At 70.5% G+C, this 1,758-nt stretch carries 1 protein-coding gene; it reads left to right on the top strand.

From position 1 onward, the window contains the following. On the top strand, nucleotides 1-1,758 hold a 1,758-nt coding region (locus ACPEES_RS23270), incomplete at both ends, for a right-handed parallel beta-helix repeat-containing protein (RefSeq protein ID WP_435106872.1).

The following is a 1,758-nucleotide window of genomic DNA, read 5'->3' as shown; positions in this document are numbered from 1 at the left end:
GACGGCCCCTCCCAGGGCAGCCCCGGCGCGTGGAGCGGGATATCGTTCAACGGCAGCAGCCACGGCTCCCGCCTGCAGGGCGTCACCGTGCGCTACGGCCGTAGGAACCTGTATCTCTACCGTTCCAGCTTGACGCTGCGCGAGAGCACGCTTGCCGAGGCTTCGGCCAAGGGCATCGACCTCAACACGCCCGATGCGGCCTCGCAGATCGTGGGCAACGAGATCACCGGCAGCGGCAAGGCGGGTATCAAGCTGTACGGTGGCACGGACGGCACCGTGATCCGGGGTAACCGGATCACGAACGGGAGCAGCCACGCGATCTATGCGGTGAGCAATACACCAGTCATCGCGGACAACGAGCTGCTCGACAACGCCGGCCACGGCGTTTACTTCAACAGTGCCGGCGGCGGCGAGCCGCTGACCGGCAACACCATCACGGGCAACGCGGTGGCGCTGCGGGTGCCGTTCTCGATGCTGCCGGCGCCCGGCGGCGGCAACGTGCTCGCGCCCAATGAGCGTTCGGTCATCGAGATCGTGGGCGACACCCGCACCGCTGAGCTGCGCCTGCCGCTCGGCGACATCCGCCAATATCGCTTGCACGGGGATGCGACCGTGGCGGCCGGCACCCGCATGCGGGTGGCCGAAGGCGTGGTCTGGAAGGCCGGCGGCAGCGGCAGTCAGCTGTTCGTCAAGGGCGCGCTGCTTGCCGAGGGCACCGCCGAGTCGCCGGTGGTGTTCACCTCCTACCGCGACGACAGCGCCGGCGGTGATACCAACGGTGACGGGGCGAGCACCGGTGCGCCCGGTGACTGGGGCGGCCTTGTCTACCAGGGCGAGGCCACGCCCTTGCTCTCGGGACTGACGCACACCGAGATCCGTTATGCCGGTGGAAACAACAACAGCCGGCGCAACGCGGCGCTGGTCCTGAATGCGCCGGTGACGGTGTCGGACAGCGCGGTGGTGGCGAGCGCGCGCAACGGTATCCGGATTGACAAAGCGGGGGCGCGTGTCGAGCGCACGACGGTGCGCGGCAGTGACTGGAGCGGCATCACGGTGGAGGGTGACCACTGGAATGACGCGCCGGCGCAGCTGGAGGACAACGTCATCCGCGATGCCGGCGGCCAGGGCATCCGGGTGCACAGTGCCGCGCCGAGCCTCGTGGACAACGACATCCGCGGCGGCGGCGAGTTCGGGATTCAGTACACCGACACGGTGCGCCATGGGCCGCCGGTGATCCGGGGCAACACGGTGGTGGATAACGAGCGGGGTGTGCGGCTGCCGGCGAGCGCGCTGCCGGGGCCGGATGCGGGCAACGTGCTCGTGCCCAACCACCGCGACGGCGTGTGGGTGGTGGGTACCGACCGAGAGGCGGATCTCGAGCTTGCAGTGCAGGAGGCCGCCGAGGGCGAGGCGCAGGCGCGGACCTACCACGTCAGCGGCGAGCTGCACATGCGCGATGGTACGCAGCTGGCGGTTGCGCCGGGGGTGGTGATGAAGTTCGCCCCGGAGGCGCGATTGCGGGTGGACGGAGGGCTGTCGGTGCCGGGCACGGCGTCGGCGCCGGTGGTGTTCACCTCCGAGCGGGATGACGCGCGCGGCGGTGACTTCAACGCCGACGGCTACGCGAGCCTGCCGCGGCCGGGGGACTGGCGGGGGCTGGAGCTGCGTGGTGACGACGCGGCGGCGACGCTCTCGCACGTGGAAGTGCGCTATGCCGGCGGTAACGGAGATCCGGCGGTGTCCGCGCGCGAGCGGGCG

This window comes from Arhodomonas sp. AD133 (genome assembly GCF_051195215.1).
Lineage (GTDB): Bacteria > Pseudomonadota > Gammaproteobacteria > Nitrococcales > Nitrococcaceae > Arhodomonas.
This window is presented reverse-complemented; position numbering and strand designations above follow the sequence as displayed.